General features: G+C 59.7%; 20 protein-coding genes, 1 tRNA gene and 1 pseudogene. 11 read left to right on the top strand and 11 right to left on the bottom strand.

Annotation, left to right across the window (positions count from 1 at the left end):
* Positions 1 to 30: 30 nt before the first annotated feature.
* From ACZ9A3_RS19640 to ACZ9A3_RS19630, 3 genes are all read right to left on the bottom strand, one after another.
* Positions 31 to 1326, bottom strand: coding sequence for an NAD(P)/FAD-dependent oxidoreductase (locus ACZ9A3_RS19640; protein ID WP_045200816.1), 1296 nt, complete (start codon positions 1324 to 1326; stop codon positions 31 to 33).
* An 84-nt stretch (positions 1327 to 1410) separates the two neighbouring features.
* Entirely contained in the window at positions 1411 to 1584 is a 174-nt protein-coding gene (locus ACZ9A3_RS19635) for a DUF3094 family protein (protein ID WP_045200819.1), read from the bottom strand.
* Between the two features lie 168 nt (positions 1585 to 1752).
* Positions 1753 to 2382 (bottom strand): DUF1780 domain-containing protein, encoded by a 630-nt coding sequence (locus tag ACZ9A3_RS19630; protein ID WP_010220617.1) that lies wholly within the window; start codon positions 2380 to 2382, stop codon positions 1753 to 1755.
* A 121-nt stretch (positions 2383 to 2503) separates the two neighbouring features.
* On the opposite strand from ACZ9A3_RS19630, the gene ACZ9A3_RS19625 reads away from it, so the two are divergent.
* Together ACZ9A3_RS19625 and ACZ9A3_RS19620 are read left to right on the top strand one after the other, a co-directional pair.
* Positions 2504 to 2965, top strand: a complete 462-nt coding sequence (locus ACZ9A3_RS19625) for a hypothetical protein (protein WP_213603237.1) — start codon at positions 2504 to 2506, stop codon at positions 2963 to 2965.
* A 45-nt stretch (positions 2966 to 3010) separates the two neighbouring features.
* Complete coding sequence (locus tag ACZ9A3_RS19620; RefSeq protein ID WP_045200823.1) at positions 3011 to 3700, top strand: energy-coupling factor ABC transporter permease; 690 nt, start codon at positions 3011 to 3013, stop codon at positions 3698 to 3700.
* A 4-nt stretch (positions 3701 to 3704) separates the two neighbouring features.
* Here ACZ9A3_RS19620 and yacG read toward each other — a convergent pair whose 3' ends face one another.
* The 4 genes and pseudogenes from yacG to ACZ9A3_RS19600 all read right to left on the bottom strand — a co-directional run bounded on the left by yacG (position 3705) and on the right by ACZ9A3_RS19600 (position 6606).
* Positions 3705 to 3905, bottom strand: a complete 201-nt coding sequence (yacG, locus tag ACZ9A3_RS19615; protein WP_045200825.1) for a DNA gyrase inhibitor YacG — start codon at positions 3903 to 3905, stop codon at positions 3705 to 3707.
* The gene (gene coaE, locus ACZ9A3_RS19610) at positions 3902 to 4525 is read right to left on the bottom strand and encodes a dephospho-CoA kinase (RefSeq protein ID WP_045200827.1); all 624 of its coding nucleotides are present in this window, start codon (positions 4523 to 4525) and stop codon (positions 3902 to 3904) included. The genes yacG and coaE overlap by 4 nt, the downstream gene beginning before the upstream one ends.
* Positions 4525 to 5394: a prepilin peptidase gene (locus tag ACZ9A3_RS19605; protein ID WP_476253037.1), complete on the bottom strand. Its 870-nt coding sequence runs from the start codon at positions 5392 to 5394 to the stop codon at positions 4525 to 4527. Before ACZ9A3_RS19605 ends, coaE begins: the two co-directional genes overlap by 1 nt.
* 2 nt (positions 5395 to 5396) lie before the next feature.
* Positions 5397 to 6606: pseudogene (locus ACZ9A3_RS19600) on the bottom strand (type II secretion system F family protein).
* Positions 6607 to 6823: 217 nt separating this feature from the next.
* Between ACZ9A3_RS19600 and ACZ9A3_RS19595 the strand changes: the two are divergent.
* The 6 genes from ACZ9A3_RS19595 (at position 6824) to ACZ9A3_RS19570 (ending at position 9756) form a co-directional block, all read left to right on the top strand.
* Positions 6824 to 7234: a pilin gene (locus ACZ9A3_RS19595; protein WP_093379440.1), complete on the top strand. Its 411-nt coding sequence runs from the start codon at positions 6824 to 6826 to the stop codon at positions 7232 to 7234.
* 70 nt (positions 7235 to 7304) lie between these two features.
* Positions 7305 to 7380 (top strand) — tRNA-Thr (locus tag ACZ9A3_RS19590).
* 122 nt (positions 7381 to 7502) lie between these two features.
* Complete coding sequence (locus ACZ9A3_RS19585) at positions 7503 to 8225, top strand: zeta toxin family protein (protein ID WP_476253036.1); 723 nt, start codon at positions 7503 to 7505, stop codon at positions 8223 to 8225.
* A 9-nt stretch (positions 8226 to 8234) separates the two neighbouring features.
* Positions 8235 to 8399, top strand: coding sequence for a hypothetical protein (locus ACZ9A3_RS19580; protein WP_476253035.1), 165 nt, complete (start codon positions 8235 to 8237; stop codon positions 8397 to 8399).
* Positions 8400 to 8686: 287 nt separating this feature from the next.
* Positions 8687 to 8917 carry a KTSC domain-containing protein gene (locus ACZ9A3_RS19575; RefSeq protein WP_476253034.1) on the top strand — a complete coding sequence of 77 codons (231 nt, stop codon included), beginning with the start codon at positions 8687 to 8689 and terminating at the stop codon, positions 8915 to 8917.
* A 308-nt stretch (positions 8918 to 9225) separates the two neighbouring features.
* Positions 9226 to 9756, top strand: coding sequence for a hypothetical protein (locus ACZ9A3_RS19570; RefSeq protein ID WP_476253033.1), 531 nt, complete (start codon positions 9226 to 9228; stop codon positions 9754 to 9756).
* Positions 9757 to 9822: 66 nt separating this feature from the next.
* On the opposite strand, the gene ACZ9A3_RS19565 is transcribed toward ACZ9A3_RS19570, so the two are convergent.
* The 3 genes from ACZ9A3_RS19565 to ACZ9A3_RS19555 form a co-directional block, all read right to left on the bottom strand.
* Complete coding sequence (locus ACZ9A3_RS19565; protein WP_249744399.1) at positions 9823 to 10191, bottom strand: YcgJ family protein; 369 nt, start codon at positions 10189 to 10191, stop codon at positions 9823 to 9825.
* A gap of 63 nt (positions 10192 to 10254) precedes the next feature.
* Complete coding sequence (locus tag ACZ9A3_RS19560; protein WP_195885019.1) at positions 10255 to 10557, bottom strand: DUF3077 domain-containing protein; 303 nt, start codon at positions 10555 to 10557, stop codon at positions 10255 to 10257.
* Between the two features lie 65 nt (positions 10558 to 10622).
* A complete protein-coding gene (locus tag ACZ9A3_RS19555; RefSeq protein ID WP_045197124.1) occupies positions 10623 to 10850 on the bottom strand; it encodes a hypothetical protein in 228 nt (75 codons plus the stop codon).
* A 466-nt stretch (positions 10851 to 11316) separates the two neighbouring features.
* Between ACZ9A3_RS19555 and ACZ9A3_RS19550 the strand changes: the two genes are divergently transcribed.
* On the top strand, positions 11317 to 11919 hold the full coding sequence (locus ACZ9A3_RS19550) for a transglycosylase SLT domain-containing protein (RefSeq protein ID WP_045197126.1): 603 nt from the start codon (positions 11317 to 11319) through the stop codon (positions 11917 to 11919).
* On the opposite strand, the gene ACZ9A3_RS19545 is transcribed toward ACZ9A3_RS19550, so the two are convergent.
* On the bottom strand, positions 11916 to 12791 hold the full coding sequence (locus ACZ9A3_RS19545; RefSeq protein ID WP_476253032.1) for an EamA family transporter: 876 nt from the start codon (positions 12789 to 12791) through the stop codon (positions 11916 to 11918). The genes ACZ9A3_RS19550 and ACZ9A3_RS19545 overlap by 4 nt on opposite strands.
* A gap of 95 nt (positions 12792 to 12886) precedes the next feature.
* Here ACZ9A3_RS19545 and ACZ9A3_RS19540 point away from each other — a divergent pair, with 95 nt between their 5' ends.
* Together ACZ9A3_RS19540 and ACZ9A3_RS19535 are read left to right on the top strand one after the other, a co-directional pair.
* Positions 12887 to 13663 (top strand): AraC family ligand binding domain-containing protein, encoded by a 777-nt coding sequence (locus tag ACZ9A3_RS19540; RefSeq protein WP_476253031.1) that lies wholly within the window; start codon positions 12887 to 12889, stop codon positions 13661 to 13663.
* Positions 13660 to 14214 (top strand): nucleotidyltransferase family protein, encoded by a 555-nt coding sequence (locus ACZ9A3_RS19535; RefSeq protein ID WP_258594893.1) that lies wholly within the window; start codon positions 13660 to 13662, stop codon positions 14212 to 14214. The genes ACZ9A3_RS19540 and ACZ9A3_RS19535 overlap by 4 nt, the downstream gene beginning before the upstream one ends.
* Positions 14215 to 14769: the final 555 nt, after the last annotated feature.

The following is a 14769-nucleotide window of genomic DNA, read 5'->3' as shown; positions in this document are numbered from 1 at the left end:
CGCGATGAGGCCCTCAAAGCCAATACAAAATCAGTGCAGCTTCAACCGCGGCTCAGTCCCGCGACCAATCCGGCTGCCGAGCATCAGCATCAGCGTACGGAAAGTCCCATACAGCGCCATCTGGTGCATGCGATACAGCGACACATAAAACATCCGCGCCAACCAGCCCTCGAGCATCACGCTACCGGTCAGGTTGCCCATCAGGTTACCCACCGCCGAGAAGCGCGACAGCGACACCAGCGAGCCGTAATCCCGGTACGCATAAGTCGGTAACGGCTTGCCTTCCAGGCGCGCCTTGAGCCCCTTGGCCAGCAACGACGCCTGCTGATGCGCAGCCTGTGCCCGTGGCGGCACGTTACGGTCGCTACCCGGTTGCGGGCAGGCAGCACAGTCGCCAAAGGCGAAAATGTTGTCGTCCAGAGTAGTCTGCAGGGTAGGGCGCACCACTAGCTGGTTGATGCGGTTGGTTTCCAGGCCGTCGATGTCCTTGAGGAACCCCGGCGCCCGAATACCCGCCGCCCACACCTTGAGGCTGGCCTGAATCACCTCGCCATTGCTGGTGCGCAGCTCATCGGCCGTCACTTCGCTGACCGCCGCGTTGGTCATCACCGTTACACCGAGTTTTTCCAGGGTCTTGTGCACCGGCACGCTGATGCGCTCCGGCAGGGCTGGCAGCACCCGCGGGCCGGCTTCGATCAGGGTGATGTGCATGTCTTTTGGCTGGATACGATCCAGGCCATAAGCCGCCAGCTCGTGGGCCGCGTGATGCAGCTCGGCGGCAAGCTCGACACCGGTGGCACCGGCACCAACGATGGCCACGCTGATTTTTTCATGGGCCTGATCACCTGCGTGGGCACGCAGGTAATGGTTGAGCAACTGCTGGTGGAAACGCTCGGCCTGCTTGCGGGTGTCGAGGAACAGGCAATGCTGCGCCGCGCCCAGGGTGCCGAAGTCGTTGGTGTTGCTGCCCACCGCGATCACCAGGGTGTCATAGCCCAGGGTGCGCGCAGGCAGCAGCTCGCGGCCGTCTTCATCGAGGGTCGCGGCCAGCTGGATCTGCTTGGTTTCGCGGTCCAGGCCGCTCATGCGCCCGAGCTGGAACTGGAAGTGATTCCACTTGGCCTGGGCCACGTAGTTCAGTTCGTCTTCGGAAGAGTTGAGCGAGCCGGCCGCCACTTCGTGCAGCAGCGGCTTCCAGATGTGCGTCAGGTTGGCGTCGACCAGGGTAATGCTGGCGCTACCCTTTTTGCCCAGGGTCTTACCCAGGCGGGTCGCCAGTTCCAGGCCGCCGGCGCCGCCGCCGACAATCACTATACGGTGAGTCATGGAGATATCTCATAAGGTTTACGGAATTCGGGTCTTGAGTGGTAGGCCGCACGGGGCGGGCGTTGTGGGCGAGCGCAAGGCAGCTCATAGCACCAGTTGACTCAAGAGGCGGCTCAACAAGCCGAGCGCAACCGTTACGGCCACCACCAGCACAAGGAGCAGCCAGGGCCGGAAAGGCTTGCGCTCGACTTGGTGCTGAGGGGCTTGCAGGTATTCATCGACACGACGCTGGTCATCGGGATTCAGGCGGCTGGTCATGAGGGCCTCGTCAGATAGACGCTTGTGACTGTGGGAAAGCTACAGTGTTCACTGTAGTTGCTCGAAGGTCGCCCATCTTTCAGTCACTTGGCTGTCTTTATAACGAATGATTGCGCTTTGTATCACCGGCGCAGAATTTATGCCATCGGGCTTTGGCAGGGGGCCAGCTCAGAGGCTGATTCCGACATCAAAAACGATGCTGCGCCCCAGATTGCCACGCAAGAAATCCGGCGCATCGGGGTGGGCGAACAGCACCCGGGCGAAGGTCGGGCCCACCAGCGACAACGAGCGCCAGCCCTGGCGCAGGTATTCGGTGGGTGGCGGGAAGTGGCTATTGAGGTCGAGCACTTCGCGCTTGAGGCTGGCGAAGGCAATGATGTCCAGCTCGCTCAGGTCGAGGCCGCGTTCCTGATAGTTGTGCGATTTTTTCCGCAGGGTCGGCGCCAGGCGCTGCAGCAGTTCCTGGGCGCTGATCCGCCGTGGCCGGGCCTCGCGGCGCACCAGCTGGCTCAACGAAAAGGCACTGCGCCGGCGCTGCAGCTCTTCGCGCCACTCGTCGTTCAGGCGCCGGCCCTCATCGAGGACAAAAAACACCTCGAAGGCGGCATCGCGAAACAGCACGTCAGGCGGCTCTTGCCCGGCGGCGGCAAAATCTTCGCTGCGGTAAGGAATATTCAGGCCTTGCAGCAGGCGCTGGCAGACCCAACGCTCACGTTCCCATTTACGGGCATTGGATAGAAACGCATTGGCTTGTTCGGCCTGAATGGTGAGCAGGCGCAAGTAGTCTGAGTCGTCCATGGGCACAAGCTTAGCGTTCAATTGAGCTTTGCAGGAAATGTCTGCAAGCCATTGCTGCAACGCCGGGCCAGCGCCTAGACTGCGCACCCGTTGTGGGCTCAGTGAATATCAGGGAAGAAACATGAGCGTAGTGAAGATGGGCGGCATATTCGGTTCTGGCACGGTGGTCTGTGCCCTGGTGGTGTACGGCGTGGGCTTTTTGTTCTGGACGCCTACCGTGCCCTACGACACCCCGGATGGCCGCTATGTAGTGCTCAAGGAGGGCGACTCAGCGCCCTACAGCGTCAAACTCATCGACCATCGCGGCGCAGAAGATGAAATCGTGCGCAGCTACGCCGAGTTCAACCCCAAGGTACTCAGCGTCATGCCCGGCGATTACCGCTTGCGTCTGACCCTGAACGAGTTCGCTTGCTACGGCGCCTGGGCCGATGTGCAGGTGTCGGCGACCACCGTCAGCGTGGTCGAGCTGCAGCGCAACCCGAGTTGCCAGCCAGCAGACTGGCTGGTTGAAGGCGCGGTGTTCCGCCTGTTCGAGGCGCCCAAAGCACCGGCGGAGGCTGATCAAGCCAGCCCCGAGGTGTAGACTGCCCCCAGGTCTATTGCCTTACTCGCACAAGGGTTATTTGCCGTGATCAGTGCCGCCGTACTTTCCAGCCAGACCCTGACCATCGCCTGGGTCGCCTACGTACCCGTGCTGATCTGGGCGGTGGCGCGTACCCGCTGGCTGGAACTGTTCGCTGACAGCCGGCGCCAGCACTTGCTGTTTGGCACGGTGTTCGCCTTGTTTGCCCTGTGGCTGGTGCGCCGCGACTTCGACACCGGGGTGTCGTATCACTTTATCGGCATGACCGCCGTCACCCTGCTGCTGGACTGGCCGCTGGCGATTGTCGGTGGCTTGCTGGCGCAGCTCGGCCTGCTGGCGCTGGGGCGTCAGGACCTGGCGGCGATGGGGGTCAATGGCCTGCTGCTGATCGGCCTGCCGGTGCTGGTCACCGAGGTGTGCGCGATCCTGGTGGAGCGAGCCCAGCCGCGCAACCTGTTCGTCTATATCTTCTGTTCAGGCTTTTTTGCCGCGGCGCTGTCGGCACTCTTGTGCCTGCTCGGTGGGCTGGGGTTGCTGTGGATGGACGGGCGGTTCGTCATGCCGGAGTGGATCGAGGACTTTATCGGCTACCTGTGGCTGATCATCTTCCCCGAAGCCTTCATCAACGGCATGGTGGTCAGCGCCCTGGTGGTGTTCTGCCCGGAGTGGCTGGAGACCTTCAACCGGACCCGCTACCTGCAGGCCCCGTGGAAGGATGACGACCCCGAGCGCTGAGGCCTCAGTGACGCGGGTCGAGCTCGCCGGAGAACAGCTCGTCTTCGGCATCCGGAGCGACCGGAATCTTGTGCTCTTCCGAGGCCCAGGCACCCAGGTCGATCAGCTTGCAGCGGTCGGAACAGAACGGCCTAAACGCGCTGGCGGCGCTCCATTCCACAGGGGCGCCACAGGTCGGGCAATCTACGGTCGTTGGTTGGCTCATGCTTGGCCTCCTCGCAAAGTCAGGTAAAAGTGGTGCAGGCGGTCGACCTCCGAATGCAGCCAGGCCAGGTCGCGGTCGTTGACGATCACGTCGTGGGCGTGGCTAAGGCGTTGTTCACGGCTGGCCTGGGCCTTGAGGATGGCCTGCACCTGCTCAGTGCTGGTCTGGTCGCGCAGCAGGGTGCGTTGCACCTGCAGTGCCTGCGGCGCATCGATCACCAGTAGGCGGTCGGTGCGTTTGTACTGGCCAGACTCGACCATCAACGGCGAAACAAACACCGCATAGGGCGACTCGGCCTTGGCCAGGTAGCTGAAGATCTCCTGGCCGATCAACGGATGCAGCAGCGCTTCGAGCCACAGCCGTTGCTGCGGGTCGGCGAAGATCAGCTCGCGCAGGGCCGCGCGGTTGAGCTGGCCGTCTTCGAGCAGCACCCCCGGGCCGAAACGCTCGACGATACTCGCCAGCGCCGGGCGGCCCGGCTCGACCACCCAGCGCGCGGCCTGGTCGGCGTCGACCAGGTGCACACCCAGCTCGACAAAGCGCTGCGCGGCGGCGCTCTTGCCACTGCCGATGCCGCCGGTAAGGCCGAGAATCCAGGGGGTGAAAGCAGCGGTGGTCATCAGAATCCGGAATATTTCAGATAGGAAGTGGTTATTTGACCACCCCAGAGCAGCGCGATCCAGCCCGCAATGGCCAGATAGGGACCAAAGGGGATCGGCGTGCTCGCCTGCTTGCGCTGCAGGCGCAGCATAACCAGGCCGATCACCGCCCCCAGCAGCGACGACAACAGCAAGGTCAGCGGCAAAATCTGCCAGCCGCCCCAGGCGCCAAGCATGGCCAGCAATTTGAAATCGCCATAGCCCATGCCCTCTTTGCCGGTGACCAGCTTGAACACCCAGAACACCGACCACAGGCTCAGGTAACCGGCCACCGTGCCCCACAGGGCATCCTCCAGCGGCACGAACAGCTCAAAGGCATTGGCGATCAGCCCCAGCCACAACAACGGCAGCACCAGGGCATCGGGCAACAGATGGTGCTCGATATCGATCAAGCTCATGGCCAGCAGGCCCCAACTCAGCACCATCAGCGCCAGGGCCGCAGCGGTAAAACCCAGATGCCAGGCGGCAAACAGCGTCAGCGCCCCGCAGGCAACCTCCACCAGCGGGTAGCGCGGGCTGATGCGCGCCTGGCAAGCGGAACAGCGCCCGCGCAAGGCCAGGTAACTCACCACCGGTATGTTTTCCCACGGGCGAATGCGGTGGGCGCAATGCGGGCATTGCGAGGGCGGTAAAAACAGATCGAAGCGCGGCGCTTGTGCCTCGCTGGGCAACGCCAGCACCTCACGGGCCTCGGCCTGCCATTGGCGTTCGAGCATGATCGGCAGGCGATGCACCAGCACATTGAGAAAACTGCCGACAATCAGCCCGAGCAACAGGGCGAAGCTCAGGTACATCAGTGGCTGGCTGGCCAGGGTGTTCAACAGGTTCATGGTCAGATCACATTGCCCAGCTGGAAGATTGGCAGGTACATGGCGATCACCAGGCTGCCCACCAGCAACCCCAGGATCAGCACGATCAACGGCTCGAGCATGGCCGTGAGGGTGTCGATCAGGTGGTCGATGGCCTGTTCATAATGGCTGGCGATCCTGGCGAGCATATCGTCCAGCGTGCCGGCTGTCTCGCCAATGGCGCACATCTGCACCACCAGCGCCGGGAACAGCCCGCTGATACGTAACGCCACGTTCAAGGCCAGGCCACTGGCAAGGTCGTCGCGCACCTTGTGCACCGCCTGCTCATACAACGGATTGCCGCAGGCCCCGGCAACCGGCCCCAGCGCCTCCACCAGCGGCACCCCGGCGGCAAACGAGGTCGACAGGGTGCGGGCAAAGCGGGCGAGGGCGGCGTGCCGGAGCAGGCTGCCCAGCACCGGCAAGCGCAGCGCCACGCGCACCAGCCACAAACGCACCCCAAGCTTGTGCCGATAAGCCCAAACCAGCGCACTACAAGCGCCGCCAAACGTTATCAACAGCCACCCAAGGTGCGCGCCCAACCACTGCGACAAATTGATCACCTGTTGAGTAAACGCCGGCAGCTCGGCACCAAAACCGCCGAACAACGACTGAAAGCGCGGCACCCACCTCCAGCAATAACAACGCCGACACTCCAAAGCCCACCAGCAACACCAGCAGAGGATAGGTCATGGCTTTTTTCAGCCGCATGCGCAGGGCCTGGCGTTGCTCCTGCAGCGCCGCCACCTGGGCCAGCACCGTCTCCAGGCTGCCGGACTGCTCACCGGCGTCCACCAGGTTGCAGTACAGCCGATCGAAGTACTGCGGGTGGCGGCGCAGCGCAGTGGCCAGGCTGCTACCAGCGGCGATATCGGCCTTGATCGCCCCCAGCAGGCTGGCCAGCGCCGGGTTGGTGCTGCTCTGGGCCACTACATCCAACGCCTGCAACAGCGCCACCCCGGCCTTGACCAAGGTGGCCAGCTGGCGGCTGAACTGGCTCAGCGCCTTGCCATCCAGTGGCCGCCGCCATTGCCACAGTGGCTGGCGCACACTGGCGATACGCCCCGGGCGAATCCCGCGCTGGCGCAACTGCGCCCTGATCAACGCCGGGCTGCGCGCCGCACTCTGGCCGCTGATCAAGGCACCCTGGGCGTTAGTGCCTTGCCAGCTGTACATCCGGTTGCTTTCGGTCATCGCCACATCCTTGTTGCGCTGCCTTGCACAAGCCTGGTAACAGCTCCAGGCCCCGAGTGGCGAGCAGGGTTGCCCGCCGCCCACTAGAGTAGTCGAGCCAGAGCGACCGAATGACCGTCACGGGGTGACAAAAGGTGTCTGTTCGGGCCTACTGGCGCGCCTGCTGGCGCCGCACCACTGCGGCCGGCATGAACTGATTTTGTGAGGGAGAGTGTCCATGAAAGGGCAACGCGGTATTACCTTGATCGAACTGATGATCGTGGTGGCGATCATCGGCATTCTGGCGACCATCGCCTTACCGATTTACACCAACAGCCAGGTCCGCACCAAAGCCACGGCGGCCCTGGTAGAAATTTCTGCGTTGAAGACCGCCTTCGACCTGCGCCTGAACGAAGGCAAAGACATCGCCAACGTCGCCGCCCTGGGCGGCCAGGAGCGCACCGCCCACTGCGCCATCGCCGCCAGCGGCACCGCGGCCACGGGCGTGGGCAGCATCGTCTGCACCCTGATCGACGCCCCGGCCATCGCCACCGACAAAACCATCACCCTGACCCGCGCCGCAAGCGGCTGGGCCTGCACCAGCACCCTCAACGAAGACCTCGCCCCGGCAGGCTGCAAAGCCCTCTGAAACAGACGCAATTGCTGTTAATAAACAGTGATTTGCGTAAGCGATCCGGCAGTGGTAGCGTTATCGCCACGCCGGTGTAGCTCAGTCGGTAGAGCAGCGCACTCGTAACGCGAAGGTCGCAGGTTCGATTCCTGTCTCCGGCACCAGAGTTGTCGATAGTGTTCAGTTACTCTATCGGGCTGATGAACCGCCTTCGGGCGGTTTTTTGCTTCTCGGGGCGGCTGAATCGCTAACCCTAGTGGGAAGCTTGTCTCAGAGGATGCAACGGATGCCCTTTACGGCCGATGAGCAGCGGATTTGGGATGATGCGATAGGCTTCGCGAGGAGCAACAAGAAGGCTATCGGACGACGTTTGACGTCAGTGGATATCTATCCGGCTGAAGAGGAGCCCGTCTCGGTTTTCATGTCAGGATCTCCGGGTGCAGGCAAGACCGAGGCGTCGATTGCCTTGGTGACCCTCTTCTCCAATTCTGCGATCCTGCGCATAGATCCAGACGAACTGAGAGGTGAGTTCCCTGAGTACAGGGGAGGGAACGCCTACCTTTTCCAAGGCGCCGTCTCGATACTTGTTTCCAAAATTCTCGACTTCGCGCTGGATAGAAGGCAGTCTTTTTTGCTCGACGGCACTCTGTCGAATCTCGACGTTGCGAGACAAAATGTCGACAGGTCCCTGGCCAAAGGACGATATGTCCAGATCCTCTACGTTTACCAGAATCCCTTGCTGGCCTGGGAGTTCGTGAAAGCGCGAGAGCAGGCTGAAGGCCGGCGGATCCTCGTGGAGTATTTCGTCGAGCAGTATTTTGCGGCGCGTGACGTCGTGAACAGGCTTAAGCTAGAGTATGGAAAAGACATCCACGTCGATCTCCTGCTGAAGCACATCGACAATTCGGACCGCCTATACAAGGCTGGGGTCGAAAAGATTGACTACCATATCCCCGAGCGCTTCACCCGCGAGCAGCTGGTTGCCGCGATTGGGAACGCAATGCCCTAGGAGCTACCCATGAACCCGTTCAAGTCACGTTCTGAGAAGGTCAAAAGCCCCTTCGCTGAGTTCATTCGCAATGCGAAATCTGACGAGAAGAAGCGTATCTACAGCACTGTCCTGATTGAGGCGACCAAGCGTCAAAATGAAATCATGGTTGCAGCGCAAGTGAAGGACGCTTGATCCGCAGTGCGTTACAGGAGGCCCGGCTAAAAGCCGGGCTTTTCTTTGGCCAGGAGCAAATGATAGTTGATGTGGCTGGCTGCGGGCACCGTCAACCTCGTCAACTGTCAACCATCGTCAACCGGCAGCCGCTAGCAAAGCGGCGCGGGTTCCCGACCCCGTGCTAATAGAAATTTTGCAGGGGCCCGGAGTTGAAGGTGGTCAGAAGTCTTATCTTAGTGCTGGCTGTCGGTGCTCAGGTTACGGGAGCCGATCAGGTGTCCTAGTATCTGCCGGGGCTGGCCATCATGGCCACCATAAGAGCGAGGGAATACGCGATGCAAATGGTCCAGGTCAGATCATCCGCTATTGCTGCCGTTGGTTACGACGCTACGACGCGGAGAATGAAGATCACATTCAAGCAGGGTCGCACATACGATTTCTGCGGGGTACCGCCAGAGGTGCATCAGGGCCTGATGAATGCAGGCTCAGTTGGTGCTTACTATGATCGGGTAATCAAAGACAGGTATCAGTGTTGACCGTCGAGGACTCAGGTGCGGTCACTGGCAGGTAGTTTTCGATTTACGGATACGTTGGGCGACTATTTTCTTTAAACCTCAGTATTTGCTGGTCTGAATTGCCAAGATTCGACTCCTGTCTCCGCACCAGATATCTGATTTCTAGCTGTCTGAGGCCTCTACGAAATACCCAACAAATCCTGCCTTGTGCGGGCTTTGTTGTTTCTGGTTTTTTCTGATGTCCTGTTGTCTCTCTGCTGGTCCAGGGATTGAGTATGGATGTTCAGGTGGTACCATAGATAAGTGTTACGGATAATGGAATTCATGGAGTGTCCAGTGTGAAAAAATGGAGGTTAGTATTAATCGGTACAGTTTCGCTGTTCCTCGCAGCCTGCGAGAAAGCACCCTCTTATGAGTTCGAGGGCACATACTTCATAACTGAAGGTGAAGACTGCAAGATTCCGGCAAGTGCGGAAGACAACGAGAAATATTTTTTAGAAATAACCAAGCAGGTAAACACTGGAAGCGTGTCGTACTCCGCCAAGCTCCCATCAGTTGCAAAAGCCGAAATGCCCATTATTAGCGTGCAAAACGCCTCGCCAAGCAAAGACAATGAACTCACGTTCAGCTTCACTCACGCCAAGGTGCCCGGCGCCGTGCCGGGGAGCTCAAAGATGAGCTTCGAAATTTCTGTAGTTCCTAATAAGAACAAGGAAAACCATCTATGGCTAACTAAACAAAAGGCCATCATGGTTCGGGACGAGAAAGTATCCGAGTACGACGTTCTCGATAATTTGAGAAGATTTTTCGAACTCGGGAAGGCCGGCGCTTGCTTGAGGAAGGGAACAGCGGAGGGCTGAGTGCAACAGGGAGGCGGTGTTGGCGAGGATAACCAAACTTGCTCAACCTCGCCCGCCACCTTTTGGTCATTCGCCAAACAGCGCCTTGGTGTATTTTTTGGAGACGGCCCCGGATCGCTCCCCGTTCGCGCCGTAGTACCGATCCTCGCGACATAGCCGCTCTTTCACGTCGCAGAATATCCCGTTAACGAAGGTGAATTCGGTCAGGTCAACGTCACTCGATGTGAATACGTCGGTCGTCGCTGCCTTCTTGCCTAGGTACTTTTCCGTTAGCTCGCGGGAGATGCCTTTGTCATTGGCGCACACGTAACGGTCGCAGAGTACGCCCGATGCAGGCGTTTTCAGTGCGGTTCGCTGTTTGGCCTGTGCGGGCATCACGCCCACGGCCAGCAGCAGCGCCAAAGAGAACAGTAGAGGTGATTTATTCATACTCATTGGACTTCGTTCAGTGGGTTTCAGATTTACGCAAGCCACGGCGCTGCAGGTTAGCAGACCATGTTAAGGCAAAGAGGTTTCTGCGAGACCAGGCGATTCATTTGCCGTCGCCAAATCCTCGATCAATGCCTTCGCCATCCCACTGAGAAAATGAGCCGCACAAGTCATCGCTTCATCTTCTTCAATCATCACGTGATGAGTCAGCTTGCTCACGCAGCCCATCAACAAAGCTGCCTGTTCCAGCACAAATTCCACACTGTGCCCTGGCTCAACCCGAAACAGTCGTTCGGTGGTCTTCCCGCCCGGGCCTTCGCCGAAGGTGCCGACGCCTATCGTTTTCAGAACTGAAGCACGATCTTCGCTCATCCATACCTCCCAAAGCAGGCAGCCAGCATTGCCGAAGCAACACTGGCGCTCTTCTGAAATTGACCTCAGTGCTTCAACTGAACCTTGCTCAAAGCCACTTCAATCAAGCTTCGGGCGTGTTCAATCTCGTGCATGGTGGCCAAGGTCAGTACCTGCTCAGGCGGCCTGGGATGGAGCAGCACGGTCTGCTGAGCAATAGTCAGCGCACGGACCAAATATCCGGACGTCTGGACGAGAAGGTCTTCAAGGGATTGGTTGGGATGATGCGGTGGGTCTGGGACGATTTTTAACATGGTGTCTCCCCGGTGAATGGAGTCGCCACGAATCTGCTGTCAAACAAATGGGTGGCAACTGTACGCGGGTTGACAGACCGAACACCGGAGAACTCGGCGCACACGAAGGTGCCCCACGTACAATCGCCATAAAGGCTTGCACATGTCCACGGTGTAGTCGGCCTGTCAAAACCGGTCGCTGAAATTGCCAACGACCGGCCGAGACTAGTGTCCTCCCGGGACCACTGCAATGCTTTGAAAGCGGCAAAAGTATGATTGGGAAATGGACTACATGGAATCAGGAAATTCTGAAGATTTCCGCCGTTAAAGTACCGTTCTCGCGACTATTCGTTACAAATCCACGCTCCACGCTGGTGACCCTGCCATCACCCAAGCCATCATAGGAGGTCACCGCAACCTGGCCTGTCCAGGCGCTGCGTTTTATACGAAGGGCAACGAGAGCCCTCTTTTTCTGCTGGGGCGATGGATGAAACAAGGGCGAGTGTGGGCGCTGATGTTGATGGTTGCGGTCTTGTCGGGCTGCGCCACGGCGCCGCCGAGGGATCAGAACAATCTGTGCAATATCTACCGCCAGTACCCGGACTGGTACGAAGATTCGCTGAAGATGCAGCAGCAGTTCGGCACGCCGCAACATGTGGCGATGGCGATCATGAAGCAGGAAAGCAGCTTCGTCTCCGATGCGCTGCCGCCCCGCGACTACTTGCTGTGGGTAATTCCGTGGGGGCGGGTGAGTTCGGCCTATGGTTATGCACAGGCCCAGGATCCGGTCTGGGGTGAGTACAAATCCGGCACCGGCAATGGCGGCTCGCGGGATAACTTCGATGACGCGGTGATGTTCATCGGCTGGTACACCGCCGGCACCCAGCGTCAGTTGGGGATTTCCAAGTGGGATACCTACAATCAGTACCTGGCCTATCACGAAGGGCGCGGAGGTTTTAGTCGTGGGACTTATCGCAGCAAGCCGTGGCTGATGCAGGTGGCGCGCAAGGTGGAGGCGCAGTCGCGGGTCTATGGCGCCCAGCTCAAGGCCTGTCGCCAGGAGCTGGAAGATGATCGCGGTTGGTTCTAGACCGTTCGGCGCAGCAGCGGGCGGGTCTTGATCAGCCCCGCCGCAAGGGCCGCCAGAATCAGGGCAATGGCGATGCCTTCGTTGCGCTCGATGTGGTGGCCGAGCATGACGATGGAGCCGGCGATGCCGAATATCGGGATCAGCAACGACAGCGGCGCAACGGTTGAAACCGGGTATTCGCGCAGCAACAGGTTCCAGCCCCAGTAGCAGAAGTGCGTCGCCGCGTAGACCTGGAACAACAGCGATAGCAGGGCGATGCCCTCAAGGTGGCTGGCCAGGGCGGTGAACGGCGCGCTGCCCTGGCTGAGCCAGGTGAGCAGCAGCAAGGGGATCGGCGGGAAGAGGCTGGCCCACACTACAAAGGCAAACATCTCACGCACTTTCGAGCGTTTGATGATGACGTTGCCAACGCTCCAGCTGAAGGCGCTGACCAGCAATACGCTGTACCCCACGGTCGTCGCCTGGCCGGGGCTGCTGGCGATAATGCAGAGCAAGCCGAGGGCTGCGAGTAGCACGCCAACGCACTGGCCAAGGCTCATGCCTTCGCGAAACAGCAGCACGCCCCAACCCAAGGTGAAGAAGGCACTGAACTGGATCAGCAGGGCAGCGGTGCCGGGTGGCACGCCCAGGCTGATCCCTAAGTTGATCAGCGCCCACATTGCCACGCCGAAGATCAAGCCATAGGCGGCCAACCAACCCAGGGCCACGGGCGGGCGTTTGATGAAGAATACCCAGGGTAGGGCGGCGAGGCCGAAGCGCAGGGCGGTAAGCAACAGCGGGTCGATCTCGGCCAGGGCCAGTTTGCTGATGGGGAAGTTCAGGCCCCAGACGGCGGTCACCAGCACGGCGAGCAGCAAGTGTTTTGGTTGCATGGTGTTGTTATCCACAGGCGGGCAGGGCGCCACTATGCGCAATGCAGGCGCTGGCCCGCTTGCGTTATCGGGTCGCAGGCCGGTAGATTCGGGCCATGATTGAAATTGACCCGTCTGAACACATTCCCCGCGATGTAGTGGTGACCGCCGTTGATTATGCCGATGGCCATCACTTCGCGCTGCATACCCACCAGCGCGGGCAGTTCGCCTACGCGGCCTGTGGGGTGATTACCGTGTTCACCCGCCAGGGCAACTGGGTGGTGCCGCCGCAACGGGCGATCTGGGTGCCGGCGCAGGTGCCCCATGAGATGGTCATGAGCGGGCCGGTGACCATGCTCAACACCTATATCAGCAACGAGGCGGCGGCACGTTTGGCGCTGCCGGGGTTGTGTCAGGTGTTTGATGTGTCGGCGTTTTTGCGCCAGTTGCTGATTCAGGCAGCAGACGTGCCGGCGCTGTATGCGCAAGAACAGCGCGACGGTCATTTGATGGCCTTGCTGCTACACGAAATCGCCAGCATGGCGCCGCTGTCGCTGAATGCGCCGCTGCCGGATGATCCGCGCCTGGCCCAGGCGTGCCAGCGGCTGTTGCAGCAACCCTCGCTTGACGTGAGCATCGATGACATGGCCCGGCAGGTGGGCCGGAGCCGGCGTACGTTTACCCGGCTGTTTCGTCAGCAAACCGGTATCAGCTTTGTCGAATGGCGCCAGCAGGCATGCCTGTTGGCAGCGGTGGTGCGCCTGGGCAATGGCGAGCCGATCACCCGGGTGGCGGTGGACCTGGGCTATAGCAGCCCGAGTGCGTTCACCAGTGTGTTTCGCAAGGTGCTGGGAGCGGCGCCGAGTCGGTATTTCAGCAAGGATGCGCTATGAATCATGAAGCACAGGTGCAGCAGATTATCTCGACCGATACGCGCCGCTGGCAGGTGCTTGAGGTGGTCCGGCGCCTGGATCTGCCGGACTGCTGGATCGGTGCCGGATTTGTGCGTAATGCGGTGTGGGATTATTTGCACGGTCGTACGCCGTCAGCGCTGACCGGGGATGTGGATGTCATCTGGTTTGATCCGGCTCGGGCAGACGCTGCCGAAGACCAACGCCTGGAAGCGACGTTGCGCGTGCTGGCTCCCGGCATCGACTGGTCGGTAAAAAACCAGGCGCGCATGCACAGCCGCAACGGCGATGCGCCCTACGGTTCATCCGCCGAAGCAATGTCCTTCTGGTGTGAAACGGCTACCGCCATTGGGGTACGGCGTACTGCCGATGACAGGTGTGAAGTGTCGGCGCCTTTGGGGCTTGATGACTTGTTCGCGCTGCTGCTCAGGCCGAGTCGGCGCTTTGTGATGGATAAGCGGCAGGTTTATGAGGAGCGGATTGCGGGTAAGGCGTGGTTGAGTAAGTGGCCACGGTTGCGGTGTGTTGGCTGATGTCCTTTTGTGGGGTGGCTGAGTCCCTGCAGAAAGCGAAAACCCGATGAAAGCTGGTGGGATCATTTCTCGCTGGGCTCGTACTCGGGTTTTATAGCTTTCGCGGATAAGCCCATCCATGAAATAGTACTAGTGCCATGGAGAGCCAATCTATGAGTGGGTAATCACCCGATGAATAGTTTTGAATTCTAAGGTAGGTGTATTTTTCATGGTTCACCAGATAGAGGTAGCAACTGCTGAAAAAGACATTGCAGGTCAAGGAGATGAGGAACTTTGTCCAGCCTAGGTCAGCCCCAGTGAAGCGCTTCTTTAATAGAAGTGCTAATGAAATGCCCAGGGTTGCAAACACGAAAAAAGCAGTAATTATCATTTTTAAATTCGTCGCATACTTTCTTGTTTGTTATGGCGTCGTTCATGATTTTAGTGGCTAGTGATACGTTTTCCAATTTTTTGAATGCGCGTACATAGGCCGTTTTCCAGAATCGGAAAGGGTGCAAGGTGAGGCGCGCTTCAGGTGGTGTTGGGCCTCATCTTCGCTTTTCTTTCTTGGGGTAG

It is taken from the genome of Pseudomonas sp. TE4620, assembly GCF_056279045.1.
This window is presented reverse-complemented; position numbering and strand designations above follow the sequence as displayed.

Bases quoted from the DNA above. Each gene is read 5' to 3' on its own strand.
- ACZ9A3_RS19640 (WP_045200816.1), bottom strand. From the start codon at position 1,326: ATGACTCACCGTATAGTGATTGTCGGCGGCGGCGCCGGCGGCCTGGAA.
- ACZ9A3_RS19635 (WP_045200819.1), bottom strand. From the start codon at position 1,584: ATGACCAGCCGCCTGAATCCCGATGACCAGCGTCGTGTCGATGAATAC.
- ACZ9A3_RS19630 (WP_010220617.1), bottom strand. From the start codon at position 2,382: ATGGACGACTCAGACTACTTGCGCCTGCTCACCATTCAGGCCGAACAA.
- ACZ9A3_RS19625 (WP_213603237.1), top strand. From the start codon at position 2,504: ATGAGCGTAGTGAAGATGGGCGGCATATTCGGTTCTGGCACGGTGGTC.
- yacG (WP_045200825.1), bottom strand. From the start codon at position 3,905: ATGAGCCAACCAACGACCGTAGATTGCCCGACCTGTGGCGCCCCTGTG.
- coaE (WP_045200827.1), bottom strand. From the start codon at position 4,525: ATGACCACCGCTGCTTTCACCCCCTGGATTCTCGGCCTTACCGGCGGC.
- ACZ9A3_RS19605 (WP_476253037.1), bottom strand. From the start codon at position 5,394: ATGAACCTGTTGAACACCCTGGCCAGCCAGCCACTGATGTACCTGAGC.
- ACZ9A3_RS19595 (WP_093379440.1), top strand. From the start codon at position 6,824: ATGAAAGGGCAACGCGGTATTACCTTGATCGAACTGATGATCGTGGTG.
- ACZ9A3_RS19585 (WP_476253036.1), top strand. From the start codon at position 7,503: ATGCCCTTTACGGCCGATGAGCAGCGGATTTGGGATGATGCGATAGGC.
- ACZ9A3_RS19580 (WP_476253035.1), top strand. From the start codon at position 8,235: ATGAACCCGTTCAAGTCACGTTCTGAGAAGGTCAAAAGCCCCTTCGCT.
- ACZ9A3_RS19575 (WP_476253034.1), top strand. From the start codon at position 8,687: ATGGCCACCATAAGAGCGAGGGAATACGCGATGCAAATGGTCCAGGTC.
- ACZ9A3_RS19565 (WP_249744399.1), bottom strand. From the start codon at position 10,191: ATGAGTATGAATAAATCACCTCTACTGTTCTCTTTGGCGCTGCTGCTG.
- ACZ9A3_RS19560 (WP_195885019.1), bottom strand. From the start codon at position 10,557: ATGAGCGAAGATCGTGCTTCAGTTCTGAAAACGATAGGCGTCGGCACC.
- ACZ9A3_RS19555 (WP_045197124.1), bottom strand. From the start codon at position 10,850: ATGTTAAAAATCGTCCCAGACCCACCGCATCATCCCAACCAATCCCTT.
- ACZ9A3_RS19550 (WP_045197126.1), top strand. From the start codon at position 11,317: ATGAAACAAGGGCGAGTGTGGGCGCTGATGTTGATGGTTGCGGTCTTG.
- ACZ9A3_RS19545 (WP_476253032.1), bottom strand. From the start codon at position 12,791: ATGCAACCAAAACACTTGCTGCTCGCCGTGCTGGTGACCGCCGTCTGG.
- ACZ9A3_RS19540 (WP_476253031.1), top strand. From the start codon at position 12,887: ATGATTGAAATTGACCCGTCTGAACACATTCCCCGCGATGTAGTGGTG.
- ACZ9A3_RS19535 (WP_258594893.1), top strand. From the start codon at position 13,660: ATGAATCATGAAGCACAGGTGCAGCAGATTATCTCGACCGATACGCGC.